This is a genomic window from Shimia abyssi (assembly GCF_003014475.1).
Taxonomy (GTDB): domain Bacteria; phylum Pseudomonadota; class Alphaproteobacteria; order Rhodobacterales; family Rhodobacteraceae; genus Shimia; species Shimia abyssi.
Window position 1 is genome coordinate 414,037 of the sequence record NZ_PYGJ01000002.1, and the last position, 20,315, is coordinate 434,351.

Below are 20,315 nucleotides of genomic sequence, written 5' to 3' on the forward strand. Positions count from 1 at the left end.
CTTACGCAACCTTCGTAAGTCGGACAAAATTGTCCGACCTACCTCGGTGCGCATCACGCGCGAAGCCGTGCATTTTCAGGGTCCCACAAAGGCTGATCCTCCTGCACAACCGCGCGGCACTTCTCCCCATAAATATCCACTTGCAGCTCGGTACCCGGCACGGCCAAATCCGCCCGCACCATGCCCAACGCGATCGAGGCGTTCACGCGATACCCCCAACCGCCCGACGTAGTTTCGCCCACAATCTCGTCATCCGACCAAACGCAGGACATATAAGGCGCATCCGCTGCTCCGGCTTCGACAACCAACGTCACAAACTGCTTCTTAACGCCCTGTTGCTTTTCAGACAAAATGGCGGCTTTGCCCGGAAACTCCTGCGATTTGTCGAGTTTCACAAATCTCTCCAATCCACCTTCCAACAGGGAATAATCCGTCGACAAATCGCCTTTCCAAGCACGATACCCTTTTTCCAAACGCAAGCTGTTCAGCGCATACATGCCAAACGGCTTGGCCCCGGCACTGACAATGGCGTCATAGATCGCGGGCATATTCTCCTTGAGCGCATGAACTTCCCACCCCAACTCGCCCGCAAAAGATACCCGGATCAAGTGCGCCGCCTTTCCAGCTACTGTCGCCGCCTGATGGGTCAGCCATCCGGTTGACAGGTCCGCGTCGGTCAGATCACCTAGGAGGTCGCGTGCATTTGGTCCCGTCACAATCAGCGTATCGCGTGTATGCGTCACATCCTCAACCGAAACACCCGCAGGCATCGCCGCACGAAGAACATCACGGTCGTGCCACTGCGCCGTGGCAGCTGTGATCATTACAAACGTATCGTCCTCCAGCCGCATACACGACATCTCGGTCAGGATGCGCCCCCGATCATCGGACACATAAACCAGATTGATCCGCCCAACCTTGGGCAATCCACCCGTCACCAGCCCGCGCAGCGCCTCCGCAGCACCGTCTCCCTTAACCAGAAACCGCGAGAACCCCGGCAGATCCAGCACACCACAATGGTCGCGCACGGCCTCGCACTCTTCCTTGACGCGCTGCTCCCATGGCCCAGAACGGCCCCAAGTGTGCGTCGCCTCAAGCGAGGTATCATCACCATCCTTGGCGAACCAATTGGCCCGTTCCCAGCCGTTATAGGCCCCCATAACACCACCTTGTGCGACAACCCGGTCATGGACGGGCGAGAGCTTTTTGTCGCGGGCAGCGGGCCATTCGTGTTGTGGGAAATGCATGGCGTACTCGTTCCCGTACACTTCCATGCCTTTCTTCACACAATAATCATGATCGGTGTAATCTGTGAAACGACGCGGATCGACAGCCCACATGTCCCATTCGGGCGCGCCGTCAACAATCCATTCAGCCAACACCTTGCCCGCTCCGCCGCCTTGCGCAATCCCAAACGTAAAGACGCAGTTTTCGAACGCGTTCTTTACCCCCGGCATTGGCCCAATCAGCGGCAATCCATCCGGCGCATACGGGATTGGTCCGTTGATCACTCGACTGATTCCAGACGTTGCCATCAACGGCACGCGCTCCATTGCATCCGTCACAATAACTTCGATCCGGTCCAGATCGTCTGACCAAAGCTGAAAACTAAAGTCATCCGGCATTGGGTCGTCATCAGTGTCCCAATGCGCCTTACAGTTCGGCTCATACGGGCCAAGGTTATAGCCGTGTTTTTCCTGACGCAGGTAATAGGATATATCCACGTCGCGCAGCAAAGGCAGTTTGACGCCACCGTTTTCCTTGGACCATGCTTCAACCTCGGGGATTTCTTCGGTTAGCAGATATTGGTGACTCATCACCATCATCGGCACACTGCGCCCGCCATATGGCTTAAACCATTCACCCACACGCTGCGCATAATACCCAGCGGCGTTCACGACATAGTCACACGCAATGTCGCCCTTGTCAGTATGCACCACCCAGCTGTCGTCCGCCTGTTGGGTCACACCCGTTGCCGGACAGAACCGGATAATCCGGGCTCCCATATCCCTCGCCCCCTTGGCCAATGCCTGCGTCAACTGGGCCGGATCAATGTCACCATCCGTTGGGTCATACAAAACCCCTTCAAGGTCATGCGTCTCAAGAAATGGATAGCGTTCCTTAGCTTCTTCGGGAGTCCACATTTCCATCGGAATTCCCTGATACAGCCCCATCGACATGGCGCGCTGGAATTCCTGAATGCGCTCCTTGCTATGCGCCAATCGGATCGATCCCGATTGATGATAATTCATCGGGTAATCCACCTCTTCGCCCAACCGGGCATACAATTCGGTCGAATACCGCTGCATATTCATGATTGCCCAAGAGGTCGAGAACGTCGGCACATTGCCCGCCGCGTGCCAAGTTGACCCGGCGGTCAGCTCGTTCTTTTCCAGTAGAACGCAGTCTGTCCAGCCTTTCTTGGCCAGATGATACAAAGAAGAGGTGCCCACAACACCGCCACCGATAATGACCACACGGGCCTTGGTCGGAAAATCCTTATTCGACTCAGACATCTCGCTCTCCCTCAATCCAAAAGCAAACGGGCCGCCAGCCCGCCAAACACAATCGCCACCAGCTTGTTCAGCGCGGCCGACCCGCGTTGCAACGCCGCGCCAAACATTCCAATCGCCGCGCCCCGACCAACCGTGGTGGCACTGCTATGCCGGCCTCCAGACTCGCCGCAGCTTCTAGCGCATGCAACATCTTCACTCGGTGTCAGGTCCAATAGAACACCCGCTGATACACAGGTCAGGATCAACACCGCATTCATATTCAGCAACGTTTCGGGCATCAGTACCTCGCGATTTGCGGCGCTGTGCACGCAATCTCGTAGTAGTCGCCCTTGTCCTCGACAAAAATATGCCGCTCGGTGTCCAGCCCTGTGTCTCCATCCAGCGTTCCAGCACCGAACGAAATTCCCTCTTGCCCATCCATTTTCCAAAACAGACTGGACCCACAGGTGCTGCAAAACCCTCTTTGCGCGTGTTTTGACGACCGAAACCAACGCAGCGCACCGATCTCATGGATGGTCATGTTCTCCTCGGGCACGCTTGTCGCCGCCCAGAAATGCCCTGTAGTCTTGCGGCACTGTCCACAGTGACAGGCCCAGACAGGGCGCAACTGGCCGCGCACCTCATATCGCACATAACCGCACAGACAGCTCCCAGAACGCACAGCATCAGTCACGTTGCTCGACCCCGTCCCTCAGGGCATAGTAATCACCCTTATCTTTGACAAAGATGTGCTTTTCCAAACTCAACCCTGTCGGTCCATCCACTGCGCCTAGCGCAAAACTGATGGTGTCTTCGTCGTGCGCCGTCCAGAACAGATAGGATCCGCACCGCCTGCAAGAACCCCGCTTGGCCGTAACACTGGCCTCAAACCAGTTCACATCACCTTCGATTTCCAGATCCTCTTCCGGCACAAACGCTGATGACCAAATGCCACCGGATTGTTTGCGGCACTGACCGCAATGGCACATCGACACGCCCTGCGGCGCGCCATGCACCCTGAACCGTATTTCCCCGCATAAACAGCTTCCCTGCAACATGGAGCGCCCCTCAATACACGGGCGGGGCGATCACCCAGATCACCACCGCCGGTTCATCATATGGATTGGCCCAAGTATGGAACTCACCGCGAATGCGAAAACTGTCACCAGCCGCGCAGGTAAAGGCACGCTCACCTACCGTAAGGTCCAGCTTGCCAGACGTGACGTACCCTACTTCTTGGGTGGGACGGCAATTGGGCTTGCCGATCTTGGCGCCGGGTAAAAAAGTTGAGTGCACCACTTCGAAATCATCGGTCAGATCGGGGGAGAGCAGTTCTTCAACCAGCCCCTCTTCGCTCGACCCCATTTTGCGCCGCGCACCCGCGCGCACGACATAGCCTTGCTCATCGACTGGAGCGGTCGATTGACCAAACAGCATCGACATCGACACATCCAAAAGCCGCGCAATCTGGCGCAGGTCGGAAATGGACGGTTCAGACTTGTCCCGCTCCACCTGGCTTAGCCACCCGACCGATCGGCCCAATTGCTCAGCCATATCCGCCAATGTCATCCCACGCGCCTTGCGTAGTGCACGGATATCCGCTCCCAACGTGCTCAAATCATCTGGCATCCGGTGCAACACGCGCGACTCACTCTCGTGAAAAAATTCCCTCGAATTTCACGCTGCCACAGGTCCGTGAAATTTCAAAGCATTTTTTCACGCCGCAACGCGGCGACTAAAGCGCCCAGACCAATCGCTAAACGTTTTGGAACACGGCACTCAGAATTTCCGCCAGACGATCCGCGTCAGTCTGAGAGAACGCGCCAGGCAGGTCGCTATCGATATCAAACACCCCAAGGAGTTGCCCACCTCCATCAAATACCGGCAAAACAAGCTCGGACCGGGTCGAACTGGCACAGGCGATGTGGCCCTCAAATGCCTCAACATCCGGCACCAACTGCACCTCGCCAGTGCGCGCCGCGGCGCCGCAGACACCACGCGCAAACGGAATCACCAGACAGCCATGCCCACCTTGATAAGGGCCAATCTTAAGCGTCTGTGGTTCTGTGACACGATAAAACCCGGTCCAGTCAAACCGGTTGTCGCTGTGATGAACTTCACAGGCGACCGTGGCCATAAGCGCCACGGCATCCGTCTCGCCTTCTGTCAGTGCAGAGATCGTTTGGGTTAGCGTGTCATAATTAACCGTCATATTATGCCTCTTAGTGGGTCAATTCATCACAGACGGTATTTTTCAAAGTTAAGAAGATCAATCCCGCTCGATCGCAATCGCAGTGCCCTCTCCACCGCCGATGCAGATCGCCGCCACTCCGCGTTTCAATCCACGCTTTTCAAGCGCGTTTAGCAACGTGACCATGATCCGCGCACCGCTGGCGCCAATCGGGTGACCCAGCGCGCAGGCGCCTCCGTTCACGTTTACCTTACCCCGTGGCAAATCCATTTCATGCATAAAGGCCAGCGGCACCACGGCGAACGCTTCGTTCACTTCCCAAAGGTCCACGTCGTCCTTGTTCCAGCCGATTTTTTCCAAGAGCTTTTGCGCGGCGGGTACCGGCGCTGTTGTGAACAATCCAGGTTCCTGTGCGTGACTGGAATGTCCGAGAATACGAGCGCGTACCGTTAACCCTTGGGCCTCTGCGGCTGTCTCTGAGGCGATCACCATGGCCGCTGCTCCGTCTGAAATCGAAGAAGAATTGGCCGGAGTAACAGTGCCATCCTTGCGAAATGCCGGTTTCAGGTGCGGAATTTTATCGGGGCGTGCATTGGCGGGCTGTTCATCCACTGAGATTTCCGTCGTTGTTTTGCGCCCCTTTACAGTCACCGGTGCGATCTCTCCGTTAAACGCGCCACTCTCTTGTGCGGCCAAAGCGTTAGATAGCGACATCAGCGCATATTCATCCTGCGTCTCGCGTGTGAACTGAAAGCTCACAGCGCAATCTTCGGCAAACGAACCCATCAGGCGACCTTTTTCATATGCATCCTCGAGCCCATCCAAAAACATGTGGTCTACAACCTGACCATGACCAATACGGGCACCACCGCGCATCTTTGGCAGCAGATAAGGCGCATTCGTCATGCTCTCCATACCCCCGGCGATCATCACATCCCGATCCCCCAGTGCAATTGCATCAAACGCCATCATTGCCGCCTTCATGCCGGACCCGCACATCTTGTTCAGTGTTGTTGCAGGCACGTCATTGCCCAATCCTCCCATAAAACCAGCCTGGCGCGCCGGTGCTTGCCCCTGCCCCGCTGGCAAAACACATCCCATAAGAACTTCGTCCACTGTGGTCGCCCCGGCCCACTCCAGCGCTGCGCGAATAGCGACTCCGCCAAGCTCCGTCGCATCGATGCCTTCAAACACACCCTGAAATCCGCCCATCGGGGTACGAGCCGCTCCCGCGATCACCACGTTCTTCATGACAATTCTCCCTCGCATTTGCTGTTTGTTCACTGCCTTGCCGCTCAATCATTGCAAGGATGTTTCAGAATATGTGGTCGGTTTCAAAAACCATGGCAAGGCGGCGATCACTCACGGGATGGTAAGGAATCACTTTTATGGTGCAAGAAAGTCAGATTGAAAGGAACTTGGACCATGGATTTGTCCAGCAGGGTTGTTGGCGACCTACTCATCGTCTCAGTCAACGAACCACGCATCGACGCCTCTGTCGCGATTCAATTCAAGGATCGGATGCGAGAAGAAACCGATGCTATCACCGGCCATGTTGCGCTGGATTTGTCGCAGGTCGACTTTATCGATTCCAGCGGGCTTGGCGCAATTGTCGCCGCAATGAAGCAACTGGGTTCAGAACATCGGCTGGATTTGTGTTGCCTCAATGAAAATGTGGACAAAGTGTTTCGACTGACCCGCATGGATACCGTATTTCGGATCTTTGCATCAGTTGACGATGCGTTAGCCGCCTGACCCATCCAGTTCCAGAGACAAGGCCGCTTCAAATGGGGACACACGCCAAAACTCCCATTCAGTTCGAACTGCAAGGCACGCCGCATGCTGTTCGCGCCGCACTTTTGCAGCTCCGCGAAGAGACCTATGCCAACGGTGAGGCGCTCGCAAATATGGGATCGCTTGAAATCGTGCTGGGCGAGGTACTGAACAATGTTGTTGAACACGCACTGGCTGGTCGCGTAGATGGGTTGATCGTCGTGCGATGCTTGCATGAGAGCAGCGAATGGCGCGTTATCGTTCGTGACAACGGCATACACATGCCCAATGGAAAACTGCCACCTGGAGTGGCACCCGATGTCGATACAACCCGTGAGAACTTGCCGGAAGGCGGGTTCGGCTGGTCGCTGGTGCGCATGCTGGCCCGCGACCTTCATTATGAGCGATCTGCCGATTGGAATGTGCTCTCTTTCACCATGGATGGTTAGCCCCACAAGCACTGGCTCCCTATAAAACCAAAATCGCATTGGCTTCCCTGAATTGGCCACATACAGTCCTCAAACCAAACGAGGAGTGACGCTCATGAGAGACTTTCAGTTACCCGGGCGATCAGCCGTTTACGCTGCAAACGGAATGTGCGCGACATCCCACCCACTGGCGGCACAGGCTGCGGTCGACATCCTGAAACAAGGTGGGTCCGCCATGGACGCCGCCATCGCCGGAGCAGTGCTTTTGGGTATTTGCGAGCCGCAGTCAACCGGGATTGGCGGCGATTGTTTTGCATTGGTCTCCCCGGCGGGCACCGAAGATGTTCTTGCCTTTAATGGCTCAGGTCGTGCACCTGCCGCCGCGGATGCCGCGCAACTTCGCGCTCGAGGTGAAGCCAAGGTTAGCCTGCACAGCACAGATGCCGTCACCTTGCCCGGTGCTATGGACATGTTCTGCACTTTGTCCGACCGATTTGGCAATCTTGGCCTCGCCGACAGCCTTGCTCCAACCATTCACTACGCCGATGCCGGTGTGCCGGTCGCGCCTCGCGTCGCCTTTGACTGGGCACGCGAAGGCCACGTGCTTCAAGGTGCCGCAAAACTTCACTATCTCAACAATGGCCAACCATTGGCAATGGGCACCATCTTTCGCAGCCCCGGCCAAGCCGAAGTGTTACGTCGCATCGCCCGTGACGGACGTGACGCGTTCTACACAGGCGAGGTTGCCGATGACATGGTTTCAACTCTGAATTCCATGGGCGGCATACATACGATGGACGATTTCGCCCAAGTCGCGGGCACACAAACCGCACCCGTATCAGGCGACTACAAGGGAATTGAGCTCATAGAGCATCCGCCAAACGGCCAAGGCGCAACCGCCTTCTTGCTCCTCAACATTTTGAAACATTTCGACATTTCGTCAATGGATCCGCTCGGCAGCAAACGCGCCCATATTGAGGCCGAGGCTTCAAAACTGGCCTATGATGCACGCGATAGATTCTTAGCAGATCCTGATCATACTACCCGACTGGACCATATGCTTGCCCCCGAAACAGCTGCAAAACTCGCGGCCTTGATCGACCCACGACAGGCGCTGGCCAGCCCTGCACCAGGGGCCGAGGCGGTGCACAAGGACACCGTTTATATCACGGTCGTTGACAAAGATCGCATGGCCGTATCGCTGATCTACTCTACCTTCCACAGCTTTGGCTCCGGCATCGCCTCCGAGAAATTTGGTATCCTCATGCAAAACCGGGGCGCCGGTTTCACTCTGGAGCAGGGCCATCCGAACGAACTAAAGGGCGGGAAACGCCCGCTGCACACCATCATTCCAGGCATGTTGCGGCGCAACGGGCGCGTCGAAATGCCTTTTGGCGTCATGGGCGGGCAATTTCAGCCCCACGGCCATTCCCGCGTTCTCTCAAACATGGTCGATTTCGATATGGACCTGCAAACCGCGCTAGACGCGCCACGCGTTTTCACCGAGGCTGGCAAGCTGCGTGTGGAACGCGGCTACTCTGAGACTGTGCGACAGGAACTGTCAGATCTGGGTCACGACGTGATTATCCCACCGGCCCCCATCGGCGGCGCTCAGGCGATTCGCATATTGGAAAACGGCGTGCTAGAGGCGGCGTCGGATCCGCGCAAAGACGGCTGTGCGTTGGGGTATTAACCCAATGCGCGTCTTAGTTCAGTTGAAAGTGGAGCGGATACGATCCGTCTTCGAACGGACCAAACATTTCATCCAGATCGGGGTGCCCAACGGGCTCGCCCGAATAATCCGCAATAAGGTTCTGCTCAGACACATAAGCCACATAGTAGCTCTGATCATTCTCTGCCAACAGGTGATAAAACGGCTGCTCTTTCACAGGGCGGCTGTCTTCGGGAATGGCATCATACCACTCCTCCGTATTCGAGAATTCGGGGTCCACATCAAAAACAACGCCGCGAAACGGGTGTTTGCGGTGCCGAACAATCTGGCCTAGATGATATTTCGCGCGTGTTTTCAACATTTCGAGCAGCCCCTACCCCGCAAAGGTAGCCCCTTCAAGGGGTCTTTGTCCAATTTTTGCCACATTTCATCGGGAAACAGTCTGTGAACCTTATCTTAACAGTTCTGGAAATCGTTGCCCCAGTATTCTTAGTTGCGGCGCTCGGTTTCGGTTGGGTCAAGCTTGGATTCGAGTATCGAATCCAATTTGTCACGCAACTCGGTGTGAACGTCGCCGTACCCTGCCTGATTTTCACATCACTGATGAAATCGCAAGCCGAACCCGGCACCCTTTTGTCGCTCACTTTGGCCGGATTGGCCGCATATGGCGCAATCACGCTGGTTGGGTGGGGCTTGATGTGCGCGGCCGGGTTAGATCTGCGTACCTATCTAGCGCCGTTCATCTTTGGCAACACCGGCAATCTTGGTTTGCCTCTAGCCCTCTTTGCCTTTGGCCAATCCGGTCTGGAACATGGCATCGTCATATTGGCCCTCACCGCGATACTCTCGTTCACGCTCGGCCTCTGGCTTGTCGCGGGCAAAGGATCCGCGCGCCGCATCCTGCGCGAGCCAATGGTTTGGGCGACCTTGCTCGGCGCGCTTTTTCTCTGGCAGGGATGGGAAACACCCGACTTCCTCACCGATACAATTGGCCTGATTGGGCAAATGGCAATCCCGCTGATGTTACTTACCTTGGGCGTCGCTGTCGCTCGCCTCACGCCGGGCGGAGTAGTTACAGCCGTCTGGCTGTCGGTCGCCAAACTGATCTTATGCACCGCACTTGGCTGGGGCATTGGCCTGACTTTTGGCCTAACTGGCGTCGCCTTTGGCGTGCTGGTTTTACAGATGGCCACACCTGTAGGGATCTCATCGTATCTATTGGCCGAGAAGTTTAATGCCGACAGCGCATCAGTCGCCGGTTTTGCGGTGGTCTCCACCCTAGTTTCAGTAGTCGGCCTGCCCATCATCCTCGCGATCCTTCTCTGAGGAACCCGTGAATCCCTTCTTCAACAATGTGATTTCCCCTCACACCCAGAATCCGCTAGTCTGTCGGAAAAAGAAAAATAGATAGCGAGAGGCAGATGAGCAGATTCATTCTCGCGTTGGTACTGGTCACGATCGTTGCCGCTTGCGGCGGCGGCGATAAGCAGGCACCGCGCAATACTGAAAACGCCTGTGCGATTCTGAAAGAGAAACCGCACTTCAAGCGCGCTTTCAAATCCACCCAGCGTAAATGGGGCGTGCCAGCGCACGTCCAGATGGCCGTTCTCTATCAGGAAAGCCGCTTCATCTCGAACGCACGCACCCCCAACAAATACGTCCTCGGCGTGCTGCCCATGGGCCGCCAAAGCAGCGCCTATGGCTACGCTCAGGCGCTTGACGGAACTTGGGACGACTATCGCAGATCAACAGGCAACCGCTCTGCGCGGCGGGATAATATCAAGGACGCCACCGACTTCATGGGGTGGTACATGAACATTACCCGCGACAAAAACGGCGTGCCCTTGTCCGACGCCCGCGGCCAGTATCTGGCGTATCATGATGGCCACACCGGCTATGCACGCGGCACTTACAAGAACAAATCGTGGCTATTGCGCGTGGCGGACGACGTCAACACCCGCTCTCACCGCTATAAGGAGCAGCTGCGCCGCTGTTTACGCGTCTGGTAACAAACTGGGGCGGCTACGTCGCCGCCCACCTCGCTCAAATCGCTTAGTTATCTCGCCCGATCATCCGCTCGATACTGAACAGGCTATTTGGCAACTCTAGCTCTTTTTCCGTCTCGCCAAGGATCACGGTGGTTTGCCCGCCGCCGCCATCAAAGATCACCCACTGGCGTAACTCTGCAGGGGAATCGGTAAATTTCAGTTGGATATACCCGTGTTCCGGGTGAACTGGATCCTGCGCCGTCACTATTGTCGCCGTCCCGTCATACTCGTGACCGACAACCATATTGGCCTGCTTCAGGTTCACGTTGCGGGCCAAAATGATCGACAGCGGCGTGCGGCGTAATGGATAGGTCTCAGGTGGCTGATTAGAGCGCCCGTCAAATATCGCAACCGCATTGTTCGACGCTAAAACTACTGACGTTTCCGGCGGGTTATACTCAAACCGCATCTTTCCGGGGCGTTTGATATATAGGTTGCCGGTCTGCACCGTCCCATCGTCCGATATCTGCGTAAACGCAGATTTTACGGTGGTCATTCCATTCAAATAGGTCGACAACGCATCCAAAGATAGCTTTTCAGCCATCGCAGGCATGGTGGATACGGCCAGAAATGCTGGCACCAAAAAGAGCTTTTTTATCATCATACCTCAAACCTAAACACAAACCGCCGGGATTCCAGCCCCGGCGGTTCACGTCTGCGCGCGCATCACGTATTGCGCCGAAATTCGCTCAGCTTACTGTTCAGGCACCAGAATTTCACGCTTGCCTACGTGGTTGGCCGGGCTGACCAGCCCCTGCTCCTCCATCTGCTCCACAAGCCGCGCGGCCTTGTTATACCCAATCGCCAGCTTGCGCTGGATATAGCTGGTCGAGCACTTGCGATCTTTAATCACAATCGCAACCGCCGTGTCATAAAGCGCATCTTCGCCGTCGGTGTTCCCACCCGTATTCAAGCCCAGAACCGCATCGATATTGTCGGCCTTCTCCTCGTCCGGCCCCTCGACAACACCGCCAATGTAATCAGGTGGTCCAAACGCCTTGAGGTGATTGACGATCTCTTCAACCTCTTCATCGCTGACAAACGGACCATGGCAACGCGTAATCTTGGCACCCCCCGCCATATACAGCATGTCGCCCATGCCCAAGAGCTGCTCAGCCCCCATTTCCCCAAGGATCGTCCGGCTATCCACCTTAGACGTCACCTGGAATGAAATCCGAGTCGGGAAGTTCGCCTTGATCGTACCGGTGATCACATCTACCGACGGACGCTGTGTCGCCATGATGATGTGAATGCCGCTGGCTCGCGCCATCTGCGCAAGGCGCTGAATGCACGCTTCGATCTCTTTGCCCGCCACCATCATCAGGTCGGCCATCTCGTCAACGACCACCACGATGTAGGGCATCTTTTCGGGCATCAACTCTTCGGTCTCAAACACCGGTTCGCCCGTGTCATCGTCAAAGCCCGTCTGAACCGTCCGGCTAAACATCTCGCCTCGCCCCAGCGCATCCGCAACTCGGCTGTTATAGCCGTCAATGTTGCGCACACCCATCTTGGACATCTTGCGATACCGTTCTTCCATCTCGCCCACGACCCACTTAAGCGCGACGACAGCCTTTTTCGGGTCAGTCACAACCGGGGACAGCAGATGCGGAATGCCATCATAAACTGACAATTCCAGCATCTTGGGGTCAATCATGATCAACCGGCAATCTTCAGGTGTCAGCTTATAAAGCAAAGACAAGATCATCGTGTTAATCGCCACAGACTTACCCGAACCGGTCGTCCCTGCAATCAACAGGTGGGGCATCTTGGCCAGGTTTGCGACAATCGGATCACCACCAATATCTTTGCCCAGCGCCAGCGGCAGCTTTTGGTTGCCATCGCCGTAATCCCGACTGCTCAGTATCTCGCGGAACGCGACCATTTCACGGTTTTCATTAGGCAGTTCGATCCCGATCACACTGCGCCCTGGCACGGTCGACACACGCGCCGACAACGCCGACATCGACCGCGCGATGTCGTCTGCCAATCCAATCACCCGGCTCGCCTTAAGACCCGGTGCAGGCTCCAGCTCATACATCGTAACCACGGGTCCGGGCCGCACACTGACAATCTCGCCCTTTACGCCATAGTCATCCAGCACCGTTTCCAGCATCCGCGCATTCTCTTCCAACGCTTCATCACTCAGATGGTGGCGTGGAATGTCCTCTGCGCTCGACAGCAGGCTCAGCGGCGGCAGCTCGTACTCAACCGCCTTTTCTTCAAATGCCAACGACGGTTGCGCTTCCGCCTTGGCCCGCTCGGATGGCTGCACCGGCTTTTGCATACGCGGTTGAACAACCTTTTTAGGCTGCGCCACCGGGATAGGTTGCGGCGCTGGCGCGGGTTGCGACTTTTGCAATGGCAGAACGCGCGCTTGTTCCGGCTCGGGCATCACATCCTCAGCCATCGGCGCCTGTAGCGCAGATGACATCAGCGGTGGCTCAGACCGCAGCGGCACACCACTTGTCAACGGTGGCTCGGGTGGCAGCTCAACCGCAGCATAATCCGGCTCAGCCAAATAGTCTGGCTGTTCATCCAGAACCAAAGGATCAGGTCCACGCCCGCGCCCCTTGGTCAACGGCTTATCGGGATGCAACTCTGCCGGTGCCACGGTCTCACCGCGCCCCACGCGATTGCGCAGTGCATCGGCGATCTTGGCCTTGATACGGTCTTCGCCCGGCGCATCTGCAATATCTTCTACAAAGATATTCTCAACCAATTCCGGCTCTGGCATCGGCTCTTGGGCCGGGCCAGGCACCGCGCGCTTGATTAATGCCGGCATCCTCAAACGTGGCTTCGGCGAAACAGGCGTCGCAACCGGCGCGGAAGTTGTCACAACCGGGTCCGGCGCCATCGCAACCGGCTCAACATATTCATCTTCAATAACCGCATCGCGCAGTTCGGCCGCAGCAATCTCCGCCGCTTGCGCCTCTGCAACGGCGCGCGCCTCTTCCTCGGTGCGGCGCACAATCTTGCGTTCACTGCGCCTTTCCTGCGCAGTCCGCGCCGCATGCACCGCCCCGGTGGCCCCACGCCCCAGCGCCGTCATCAACGCTGCGTAGCCCAGCACCAGCCCCAGCATCGCAAGGCGCGCAATCCGCTGCAATTCTTCGCGGGTAAAACCCAACACAAACAGCGCCATTGCCACAAAGGCGAGCCCCGTCACCAACGACAACAGCTTTACGCCGGTCGATGCACTCACCGGCAAGATGGTCAGCAAAGCGCCGGTGATCGTGTCACCAAACATGCCCCCCATACCAAAACTATGTGTCCACGCATCACCCGGTGTAAGCGTCGAGGCATAAACAGCCCCCATCGCCAGCATGATCGGCGACAAAACCACCCGATTCAAAGCCCGCTCTTCACCTTGATGGCACGCAAAGCGCACGCCCCATATACCTAGAACGGCGGCCAATCCCCAACTGCTCCAGCCAATGATCATGAAAAGCGGCGCGGCAATCGACGCCCCGATCCGCCCCATCCAGTTCTGCACCGGCGCATCTGTCACCGAAATCCAGCTCGGATCATTTGGCGTATAGGACACAACCATCGCCGAAGCCATCAGCGCCAAAACGATCAGCGCGATCCCGATCAGCTCTTTGCCCCGTTTCTCGAACGCCGCCTGCATGTTACTGTCCAAAAGCGGGTCCCGCCCCCGTGCCTGATATGCCATATCGATCCCTCGTCGTTCTTATCCGTAAATGCAGTCGCGCAACGTTGTCAGCGCGTCTGCCACTTCGGCTTTTGGGGCCAGCAAAGCGACCCGAATATACTTTTTACCGGGGTTTTTCCCGTCTACATCGCGGCTCAGATAGGCTCCAGGCAACACCCGAATACCTGTCTCTGTCCACGCTTTCACCGCAGCCGCCTCGCCGTTTTCAACTGGCAACCACAAAAAGAACCCGCCACTCGGGCTAACATAGCCTGGCAAATCCTTGAAAATCTCGTCCGCAAGATCAAATTTCTCGCGATACATGCGGCGGTTCTCTTCCACATGCGCCTCATCCGCCCAAACCTCTTGCGCAGCTCGCTGCAACGGCAACGGCAGCGGCGTGCCCGCATAGGTGCGCAACTGGCGAATTTCGCGCATGTTTTCGGCACCTGTGGCCACAAAGCCAGACCGCAGCCCCGGCAGGTTGGACCGCTTGGACAACGAATGAAAAATCACAACGCGATTGGGGTCGGCCCCCATCTCGTGTGCCACCTCTATCGCCCCAATAGGCGGCGTGTCGCGGTAGATTTCGCAATAACACTCGTCCGCAAAAATCCGGAAATCGTGTTTCTCGGCCAGCCCGATCAACTCGCGCCAATAGGCCCGATCCGCCACCGCACCCTGCGGGTTCGCGGGTGAACAGAAATACACAATCGCCGTCTGATCCAGCACCTCTGCGCTCAATCCGGCAAAATTCGGCAGGAATCCTGTGCTCTCATCGGCGGAAACAAATACCGGCTTTGCCCCCACCGCCGTCGCCGCCACGGCATAAACCGGATAAAACGGGTTTGGCGTCAATACCAACGGCTGCTCGCCATTCTTGGTCTCAGGGCACAGCGCCATGGCCGCATTATACAGCCCCTCACGCGTGCCATTCAGCGCCATAATCTGCGATTCAGGGTCCATCTCCACGCTATAACGGCGCTTGATCCAGTCCGAAATCGCCTGCAATAACTCGCTCGCACCTTCATTTGGCGGATACTTGTTGAACCCGGCTGCCTCGCGCGCGATCACATCCGTCACCCATACCGGAAACGGGTGCTTCGGTTCGCCAATCGTCATGTGCACCACCGCACCGCCCGGCTCAAGATGGTCGAGCAACGCCCGCAAACGCGGAAACGCATAGGCCGGTAGGTTCGAGAACCGCTCGGGGAAATTCATTACAATACTGCCTCAGCTTCGGGATCATTACGCCCCGTTTGCAACCAAACTACCCAAGCCCCGGGCGTTCGTCCAGAAAAATGCCGTCAATTCGACCACTTGTGGCCCTCGCGCCACCCCTGCCAAAAAACATGGCCAACACGCCCCTTTGGCCTCCAAGCCCGCCCCATATTTTCCTTGCGCCAAATAATATTCCGAGGAATCGCAGAGCGCTGCGATGGGGCAGCGCACCTCTTTTTTGCCCAAACACCCAACAACGACAGGTCTCTGAACCACGATCTGACACAGCCAAACTACGCCAAAACCGCTTCAGCCGCTGACGCCACCCGCAACAACCGTTCCTCACCCATGGGTAGCCCCTGAATTGTCAATCCACAGCTCGGCACCCCCGTGGGTAGGCTCACACCACATGATCCCAGCAAATTCCCGATCCGCGTATTGCGCAGCGCTAACAAGTTCTCCGTCACATAATACTCGTGATCGGCCATCAACCGCTGCGAATCCGGCGGCAATATCGGCGAGGTTGGCATGACCACTGCGTCATACTGCGTAACCCGCGCATTCCATCGGGCACGCAGCTCGCGCAATCTGTTCCATCCGGCGACAAAGTCTGGTCCCGTAAAGAGGGCGCCGGCCCGAAACCGATCTAAAATCTGATCAAACATCAAATCCGGCGCGGCCTCGATCTCATCACGCCACTCTCCATAAGCCTCTGATGTATAGAGCACTCCGGTCATTTCCATCGCCTGCGCCACTTCTGGTGCGCGAATCAGATGCACTTCGGCCCCGGCCTCGCTCAGCTTGGTCACAGCCGCCTCAAATCCCGCCAACGGCCCGTCACGCACCGCGTCCAATGCCACTGTCTCCAGCACCGCGAACCGCATCCCCCGCACATCTGCACCTCGCAGATCCGGCGCGCGCCCGCCCTCTAACGCGGCCAACATCAAAGCAGCGTCTTCTACGGTGCGGCACAAAGGCCCCACCGTGTCAAAACTCCGACATAACGGCACGGCCCCCTCACATGAAACGCGCCCCGCCGTGGTTTTTAAGCCCACAAGGTCGTTCCACGCCGACGGAATGCGTACCGATCCGCCTGTGTCCGAGCCAATCCCAACAGCCGCCAACCCAAACGCCACCGACGCCGCCGCCCCGGAGGACGAACCTCCCGGCACTGCGCGCGGGTCATTCACACAGGGCGGTGTCGCCGTCACCGGGTTCAACCCCAGCCCCGAGAACGCCAGTTCCGACATGTGCGTCTTGCCCAGACACACCAGCCCTAGCGCAGTGGCATTTCGCAACACTTCCGCATCCTGCCCCGGTACTCGATCCTTCAACAAAGCCGACCCCGCCTCGGTCTCCACCCCAGCTGTATCAAACAAATCCTTCCAGCTGACGGGCACACCGTCCAGAGGCGAAAGTCGCATGCCCGCACGCGCGCGTTCCGCCGCCGCTTCTGCCTCGGCAATGGCCCGTTCATGTGTCACCCGAGCGTAGATCCGGTCACGATGATCATGGCTGTCAATCGCCCCAAGAAAGGCTTGCGTCAGAGCCACCGGGTCAATGGAACCATCCCCGATACCACGCCCCAGATCCGCCGCGCTCATCTCCAGCCATTCAAACATCGCACATCCCTTTGCCATCACGTGAAATCAACGGTAGCGACGTAGATGCACATGGACAATCCCACAGCTGTGCCCATATTAGCCGCATGACCTATGACAGCGACATATTGATCGCAGGTGGCGGCCTCAATGGTCCAGCCCTTGCACTGGCCCTCGCCCAATCGGGCCTTCACGTTACCGTGGTTGACGCGCGCTCCTCCCCCACCCGTGCCGGCGACAACTTTGACGGCCGCGGCTATGCGCTGGCTCTTGCATCCCAACGTCTGCTGAATGCCATCGGTGTCTGGGAAAATATCGTGGGAAACGCCCAGCCCTTACTGGAAATCAAGGTCACTGATGGCCACGCAGGCCAAGGTCCCGCGCCCTTTTTCCTGCATTTTGATCATGGCGAGATCGAAGAAGGCCCGATGGGCTACATGGTCGAAGACCGCCACCTCTATCGCGCCTTCCTCGCCGCCATGCGAAGCGAAAAACGCATCACCCTGCTCTCAGAAACCAGCGTGACTGATCAATCCGTTGATGCCTCCGGTGTCACCGTTACCCTGTCGACCGGCAAAACTCATCGTGCACGCCTATTGGTCGGCTGCGATGGCCGCGCCAGCGGAGTTGCCAAACGTGCAGGGATCCACCGCACGGGTTGGGGCTACGGTCAAACCGCATTGGTCTGTGCCATTGCACACGAACGCCCCCATAATGGCACCGCGCATCAGTTCTTCATGCCCCCCGGTCCTCTGGCCATCCTACCTTTGCCCGGCAACATGTCTTCCATCGTCTGGTCCGAAACCGACGAAAATGCCGCTGCAATAAATGCTCTACCCGACGAAGACTACATGCAAGTCCTGCGCCCGCGCTTCGGTGACTTCCTCGGTGATATCCAACTCGTCGGCAACCGCTTCACCTACCCGCTCAGCCTATCGCTAGCCAATCACTTCGTGGCCGACCATATCGCATTGGTCGGAGACGCCGCCCACGGTATGCACCCCATTGCGGGTCAGGGCCTCAATGCCGGTCTGCGCGACGTCGCCGCCTTGGCAGACGTCCTGCACGAAGCCCGCAAACGCGGCGAGGATATCGCCTCAATTCAGGTGCTTGAACGCTATCAAGAATGGCGCCGCTTCGACACTAACGCTCTTGTGGCGGCCACGGACCTTACCAACAAATTGTTTTCCAACGACAATCCAATTCTCCGCGCTGCGCGCGATATAGGCATGGGGCTAGTCAATGCCACCCCAACCCTGCGCCGCACATTCATGCGCGAAGCCGCCGGCCTCTCAGGCAACCTCCCCACGCTTATGCGTTAAAAAATAACAACCCGGCCAATACGACCCACACGCTCTTCATCTTGCCAGAAAATACTTTGGGGTGAATTGGGCTTTCGGCCCAAGAGGGGCAACGCCCCTCAATCCTTCACTCCAGAACCCGAGCCTCATCGATCAACATCACCGGGATTCCATTGCGAATGGGAAAAGCCAGCGCGGCCGCCTTTGACACCAGCTCCTGCGCTTCCGGCTCATACACTAGCGTGGTGCGCGTCTGCGGACAGATCAGCGCCTCCAACATGCGGCGATCAAACTCAACTTCCGCCTTCATTGCATCAAATCCTCTCCGGCCCCGCCACGCAAGGCAAACTCAATTAACGTCACCAAGGTTTCGCGCCGCGTTGCCAGCGACGGCGCTTCCAAGAGCGCCTGCTTGTCCTCTGCGTCGAGCTCCAAAAGCATTGATAACGAGTTTATCAACAACTCGTCACTCGCTTCCTTCAAGGTGTCCCAATCGGTCGACAAATCCAAAGTGTCAAAATAGCGCTGCAACAGCCCCATAAACGCCGCCCGGTCAAACCCAGGATCCTTCTCCGCCGGTCCGAGATCGCGCACAAATCCGTCCCAGCTCACATCGCAACGCCGATAGGGCGTAAACCCTTCAACCTCACGCAAAATCCGAAACCGCGAAACGCCGGACAACGTCACCAGATACCGGTTATCCTCCGTTTCGGAAAACTGCGTTATCCGCCCCATACAGCCGATTGTGTGGAGCCCCAAACCTTCGCGCCCCGGCACCTCGTTTGGTTGCACCATGCCTATCACCCGCTGGCCGGATTTCAATGCGTCATCCAGCATTGCCAGATAACGCGGTTCAAATATGTGCAAAGGAAGCCGCGCCCGCGGCAGAAGAAGTGCCCCCGGCAATGGAAACACCGCCAATGTCTGCGGCAATTCAGAAGCTTTGATCATGACCCAGCCTAGCGCGATTTGACCGATCAGGCAAAGATCATCGAACTCAGCTTACGACGTCCATTAAGGACAACCGGATCATTCGCTGGAAGCGCATCAAAAATTGTAAACAACTGTGTCTTAGCTGCGCCGTCATTCCACTCACGATCACGTCGGAACAGCTCAAGCAACTCTGCCACAGCGGCCTCAACTTCACCCGCAGCATGCAACGCTTGCGCCAAATCCAACCGCGCTTCGTGGTTGCCCGGATCGGCATCGACCGCTGCACGCAGCTCAGCTACTGGCCCCGCGTTCTCCGCCTGCCGCGCCAGCTCCAACTGAGCATAAGCCGCTTCAATCTCCGGCGCATCGGAAAATTCTGCTGGCGTACCATTCAGCACCGCCTCAGCCTGATCCAATGCTCCCATAGCGATATTAGCACGAGCCAAACCACCAAAGGCCGCAACGATGGTCTGATCTTGCTCGATGATCGCCGCGAATGTCTCGCCTGCGCTCTCTGCGTCACCCTCGGACAGCATTTCTTCCGCCGCAGTCAGCGCATCGTCCAGCCCATTATCCGGAGCCGCACCGCCACCGGCCTCGATCACACGTGTTACAAAGGCGTCAATCTCACTCGGCGGCAATGCACCCTGAAACCCGTCAACCGGCTGACCCTGCCAAAAGGCATAAACGGTTGGAATGGACTGTACACGCATCTGCCCGGCAATGGCCTGGTTTTCATCCACGTTGATCTTGGCCATCTTCACGGCCCCACCGGCTGCCGTCACCGCCGCCTCCAGCGCCGGACCAAGCGTTTTGCACGGGCCACACCACGGCGCCCAGAAATCCACGATCACCGGCACGGTCATCGACGCGTCGACAACTTCGGTCATAAATGTTGCTTCGCTGACTTCCTTGATCAGATCGCCTGCCGATGCCCCGGCCTGCGCCGCGTCGCCTTGTCCCAGTTCAAGCATTTTTCAGCTCCTCAAATCCATTT

Annotated in this window: 21 protein-coding genes; 6 read left to right on the top strand and 15 right to left on the bottom strand. The window is 57.3% G+C overall.

Translation table 11 applies throughout. The features are described 5' to 3' along the window. Positions 1 to 53 precede the first annotated feature (53 nt). The 7 genes from CLV88_RS06020 to CLV88_RS06050 form a co-directional block, all read right to left on the bottom strand. Positions 54 to 2,516, bottom strand: a complete 2,463-nt coding sequence (locus CLV88_RS06020) for a GcvT family protein (protein WP_106607469.1) — start codon at positions 2,514 to 2,516, stop codon at positions 54 to 56. An 11-nt stretch (positions 2,517 to 2,527) separates the two neighbouring features. After that, positions 2,528 to 2,794: a hypothetical protein gene (locus CLV88_RS06025; protein WP_106607470.1), complete on the bottom strand. Its 267-nt coding sequence runs from the start codon at positions 2,792 to 2,794 to the stop codon at positions 2,528 to 2,530. Further along, positions 2,794 to 3,189 carry a GFA family protein gene (locus tag CLV88_RS06030; RefSeq protein ID WP_243403579.1) on the bottom strand — a complete coding sequence of 132 codons (396 nt, stop codon included), beginning with the start codon at positions 3,187 to 3,189 and terminating at the stop codon, positions 2,794 to 2,796. Before CLV88_RS06030 ends, CLV88_RS06025 begins: the two co-directional genes overlap by 1 nt. Next, positions 3,182 to 3,553 carry a GFA family protein gene (locus tag CLV88_RS06035; protein WP_106607471.1) on the bottom strand — a complete coding sequence of 124 codons (372 nt, stop codon included), beginning with the start codon at positions 3,551 to 3,553 and terminating at the stop codon, positions 3,182 to 3,184. The genes CLV88_RS06030 and CLV88_RS06035 overlap by 8 nt, the downstream gene beginning before the upstream one ends. Positions 3,554 to 3,563: 10 nt before the next feature. Further along, positions 3,564 to 4,124 carry a helix-turn-helix domain-containing protein gene (locus CLV88_RS06040; protein WP_106607472.1) on the bottom strand — a complete coding sequence of 187 codons (561 nt, stop codon included), beginning with the start codon at positions 4,122 to 4,124 and terminating at the stop codon, positions 3,564 to 3,566. Positions 4,125 to 4,251: 127 nt separating this feature from the next. Continuing rightward, a complete protein-coding gene (locus CLV88_RS06045; protein ID WP_106607473.1) occupies positions 4,252 to 4,707 on the bottom strand; it encodes a GAF domain-containing protein in 456 nt (151 codons plus the stop codon). A gap of 57 nt (positions 4,708 to 4,764) precedes the next feature. Continuing rightward, positions 4,765 to 5,937 (bottom strand): acetyl-CoA C-acyltransferase, encoded by a 1,173-nt coding sequence (locus tag CLV88_RS06050; RefSeq protein WP_106607474.1) that lies wholly within the window; start codon positions 5,935 to 5,937, stop codon positions 4,765 to 4,767. A 174-nt stretch (positions 5,938 to 6,111) separates the two neighbouring features. Between CLV88_RS06050 and CLV88_RS06055 the strand changes: the two genes are divergently transcribed. The 3 genes from CLV88_RS06055 to CLV88_RS06065 all read left to right on the top strand — a co-directional run bounded on the left by CLV88_RS06055 (position 6,112) and on the right by CLV88_RS06065 (position 8,580). Next, positions 6,112 to 6,441 (top strand): STAS domain-containing protein, encoded by a 330-nt coding sequence (locus CLV88_RS06055; RefSeq protein WP_106607475.1) that lies wholly within the window; start codon positions 6,112 to 6,114, stop codon positions 6,439 to 6,441. A gap of 32 nt (positions 6,442 to 6,473) precedes the next feature. Then, complete coding sequence (locus CLV88_RS06060) at positions 6,474 to 6,908, top strand: ATP-binding protein (protein WP_106607476.1); 435 nt, start codon at positions 6,474 to 6,476, stop codon at positions 6,906 to 6,908. A gap of 94 nt (positions 6,909 to 7,002) precedes the next feature. Further along, a complete protein-coding gene (locus CLV88_RS06065) occupies positions 7,003 to 8,580 on the top strand; it encodes a gamma-glutamyltransferase family protein (protein ID WP_106607477.1) in 1,578 nt (525 codons plus the stop codon). A 13-nt stretch (positions 8,581 to 8,593) separates the two neighbouring features. Here CLV88_RS06065 and hspQ read toward each other — a convergent pair whose 3' ends face one another. Beyond that, positions 8,594 to 8,920 carry a heat shock protein HspQ gene (gene hspQ, locus CLV88_RS06070; RefSeq protein WP_106607478.1) on the bottom strand — a complete coding sequence of 109 codons (327 nt, stop codon included), beginning with the start codon at positions 8,918 to 8,920 and terminating at the stop codon, positions 8,594 to 8,596. An 83-nt stretch (positions 8,921 to 9,003) separates the two neighbouring features. On the opposite strand from hspQ, the gene CLV88_RS06075 reads away from it, so the two are divergent. Both CLV88_RS06075 and CLV88_RS06080 read left to right on the top strand, forming a co-directional pair. Further along, a complete protein-coding gene (locus tag CLV88_RS06075; RefSeq protein ID WP_106607479.1) occupies positions 9,004 to 9,885 on the top strand; it encodes an AEC family transporter in 882 nt (293 codons plus the stop codon). Positions 9,886 to 9,980: 95 nt separating this feature from the next. Then, a complete protein-coding gene (locus CLV88_RS06080) occupies positions 9,981 to 10,568 on the top strand; it encodes a transglycosylase SLT domain-containing protein (RefSeq protein WP_106607480.1) in 588 nt (195 codons plus the stop codon). A 43-nt stretch (positions 10,569 to 10,611) separates the two neighbouring features. On the opposite strand, the gene CLV88_RS06085 is transcribed toward CLV88_RS06080, so the two are convergent. The 4 genes from CLV88_RS06085 to CLV88_RS06105 all read right to left on the bottom strand — a co-directional run bounded on the left by CLV88_RS06085 (position 10,612) and on the right by CLV88_RS06105 (position 17,105). Next, positions 10,612 to 11,211, bottom strand: coding sequence for a LolA family protein (locus tag CLV88_RS06085; RefSeq protein ID WP_423827728.1), 600 nt, complete (start codon positions 11,209 to 11,211; stop codon positions 10,612 to 10,614). Between the two features lie 90 nt (positions 11,212 to 11,301). Then, complete coding sequence (locus CLV88_RS06090; RefSeq protein WP_106607481.1) at positions 11,302 to 14,283, bottom strand: DNA translocase FtsK; 2,982 nt, start codon at positions 14,281 to 14,283, stop codon at positions 11,302 to 11,304. A gap of 18 nt (positions 14,284 to 14,301) precedes the next feature. Next, complete coding sequence (locus CLV88_RS06095; RefSeq protein WP_106607482.1) at positions 14,302 to 15,483, bottom strand: aminotransferase class I/II-fold pyridoxal phosphate-dependent enzyme; 1,182 nt, start codon at positions 15,481 to 15,483, stop codon at positions 14,302 to 14,304. Between the two features lie 293 nt (positions 15,484 to 15,776). After that, positions 15,777 to 17,105: an amidase gene (locus CLV88_RS06105; RefSeq protein WP_106607484.1), complete on the bottom strand. Its 1,329-nt coding sequence runs from the start codon at positions 17,103 to 17,105 to the stop codon at positions 15,777 to 15,779. Between the two features lie 11 nt (positions 17,106 to 17,116). On the opposite strand from CLV88_RS06105, the gene CLV88_RS06110 reads away from it, so the two are divergent. Next, a complete protein-coding gene (locus CLV88_RS06110) occupies positions 17,117 to 18,406 on the top strand; it encodes an FAD-dependent monooxygenase (protein ID WP_243403580.1) in 1,290 nt (429 codons plus the stop codon). Between the two features lie 106 nt (positions 18,407 to 18,512). Here CLV88_RS06110 and CLV88_RS06115 read toward each other — a convergent pair whose 3' ends face one another. Genes CLV88_RS06115 through CLV88_RS06125 form a run of 3 tightly spaced genes read right to left on the bottom strand, consistent with a single transcriptional unit; the run spans position 18,513 to position 20,292 of the window. After that, complete coding sequence (locus tag CLV88_RS06115; RefSeq protein ID WP_106607486.1) at positions 18,513 to 18,695, bottom strand: Trm112 family protein; 183 nt, start codon at positions 18,693 to 18,695, stop codon at positions 18,513 to 18,515. Further along, the gene (locus CLV88_RS06120; protein WP_106607487.1) at positions 18,692 to 19,336 is read right to left on the bottom strand and encodes an LON peptidase substrate-binding domain-containing protein; all 645 of its coding nucleotides are present in this window, start codon (positions 19,334 to 19,336) and stop codon (positions 18,692 to 18,694) included. The genes CLV88_RS06115 and CLV88_RS06120 overlap by 4 nt, the downstream gene beginning before the upstream one ends. 26 nt (positions 19,337 to 19,362) lie before the next feature. After that, a complete protein-coding gene (locus CLV88_RS06125) occupies positions 19,363 to 20,292 on the bottom strand; it encodes a tetratricopeptide repeat protein (protein WP_106607488.1) in 930 nt (309 codons plus the stop codon). Positions 20,293 to 20,315 lie beyond the last annotated feature (23 nt).

Excerpts from the sequence above, each read along its gene's own strand:
- CLV88_RS06020 (WP_106607469.1), bottom strand. The coding sequence starts at position 2,516 with ATGTCTGAGTCGAATAAGGATTTTCCGACCAAGGCCCGTGTGGTCATT.
- CLV88_RS06025 (WP_106607470.1), bottom strand. The coding sequence starts at position 2,794 with ATGCCCGAAACGTTGCTGAATATGAATGCGGTGTTGATCCTGACCTGT.
- CLV88_RS06035 (WP_106607471.1), bottom strand. The coding sequence starts at position 3,553 with ATGTTGCAGGGAAGCTGTTTATGCGGGGAAATACGGTTCAGGGTGCAT.
- CLV88_RS06040 (WP_106607472.1), bottom strand. The coding sequence starts at position 4,124 with ATGCCAGATGATTTGAGCACGTTGGGAGCGGATATCCGTGCACTACGC.
- CLV88_RS06045 (WP_106607473.1), bottom strand. The coding sequence starts at position 4,707 with ATGACGGTTAATTATGACACGCTAACCCAAACGATCTCTGCACTGACA.
- CLV88_RS06050 (WP_106607474.1), bottom strand. The coding sequence starts at position 5,937 with ATGAAGAACGTGGTGATCGCGGGAGCGGCTCGTACCCCGATGGGCGGA.
- CLV88_RS06055 (WP_106607475.1), top strand. The coding sequence starts at position 6,112 with ATGGATTTGTCCAGCAGGGTTGTTGGCGACCTACTCATCGTCTCAGTC.
- CLV88_RS06060 (WP_106607476.1), top strand. The coding sequence starts at position 6,474 with ATGGGGACACACGCCAAAACTCCCATTCAGTTCGAACTGCAAGGCACG.
- CLV88_RS06065 (WP_106607477.1), top strand. The coding sequence starts at position 7,003 with ATGAGAGACTTTCAGTTACCCGGGCGATCAGCCGTTTACGCTGCAAAC.
- hspQ (WP_106607478.1), bottom strand. The coding sequence starts at position 8,920 with ATGTTGAAAACACGCGCGAAATATCATCTAGGCCAGATTGTTCGGCAC.
- CLV88_RS06080 (WP_106607480.1), top strand. The coding sequence starts at position 9,981 with ATGAGCAGATTCATTCTCGCGTTGGTACTGGTCACGATCGTTGCCGCT.
- CLV88_RS06085 (WP_423827728.1), bottom strand. The coding sequence starts at position 11,211 with ATGATGATAAAAAAGCTCTTTTTGGTGCCAGCATTTCTGGCCGTATCC.
- CLV88_RS06090 (WP_106607481.1), bottom strand. The coding sequence starts at position 14,283 with ATGGCATATCAGGCACGGGGGCGGGACCCGCTTTTGGACAGTAACATG.
- CLV88_RS06095 (WP_106607482.1), bottom strand. The coding sequence starts at position 15,483 with ATGAATTTCCCCGAGCGGTTCTCGAACCTACCGGCCTATGCGTTTCCG.
- CLV88_RS06105 (WP_106607484.1), bottom strand. The coding sequence starts at position 17,105 with ATGTTTGAATGGCTGGAGATGAGCGCGGCGGATCTGGGGCGTGGTATC.
- CLV88_RS06115 (WP_106607486.1), bottom strand. The coding sequence starts at position 18,695 with ATGAAGGCGGAAGTTGAGTTTGATCGCCGCATGTTGGAGGCGCTGATC.
- CLV88_RS06120 (WP_106607487.1), bottom strand. The coding sequence starts at position 19,336 with ATGATCAAAGCTTCTGAATTGCCGCAGACATTGGCGGTGTTTCCATTG.
- CLV88_RS06125 (WP_106607488.1), bottom strand. The coding sequence starts at position 20,292 with ATGCTTGAACTGGGACAAGGCGACGCGGCGCAGGCCGGGGCATCGGCA.